General features: G+C 52.4%; 1 protein-coding gene. It reads left to right on the top strand.

Annotated elements, in window-relative coordinates; all coding sequences use genetic code 11:
- On the top strand, positions 1–553 hold a 553-nt coding region (locus B5F71_RS19685), incomplete at both ends, for a transposase (protein WP_158098173.1).

Below are 553 nucleotides of genomic sequence, written 5' to 3'. Positions count from 1 at the left end.
AATTGATGTGCATTTGAAGAGTTGGACAGTAAGTATCCTGAGCGGGCATCTCCACCACAAGACATTCGTTCAGCCCCCGAGTCCGGAAGCCCTGTCCTCTTATCTTCACTCTCATTTTCCCAACGGAAACTATCTGTCAGCCTATGAAGCCGGTTTCAGTGGCTTCTGGGCACATTATAAATTGGTTGCAATGGGAATACAGAATATAGTGGTTAATCCGGCAGATGTCTCCACCAGCCAGAAGGAACGTCTTCAGAAGACGGATGCGGTGGACAGCAGGAAAATAGCCAGGTCTCTGCGTAGCAATGAGCTGACCGCCATCCATGTCCCTTGCAGGGAGACGTTGGAGGTCCGTACCCTTTTGCGCAGCCGTGACGCCCTTGTCCGTGACCTGGCAAGAATGAAACAGCGCGTCAAGGCATTCCTGTATTATTATGGGATTGACTATCCTGAAGAATTCAGGCACAGCGGCACCCACTGGTCACGCGCCTTCATGAACTGGCTGCGTAACGGCATCCGCATGGATACGGAGGAAGGGAGTGCGGGCCTTTCC

The organism is Bacteroides sp. An269 (assembly GCF_002159755.1).
In the GTDB taxonomy this organism is placed as follows: domain Bacteria; phylum Bacteroidota; class Bacteroidia; order Bacteroidales; family Bacteroidaceae; genus Phocaeicola; species Phocaeicola intestinalis.
This window is presented reverse-complemented; position numbering and strand designations above follow the sequence as displayed.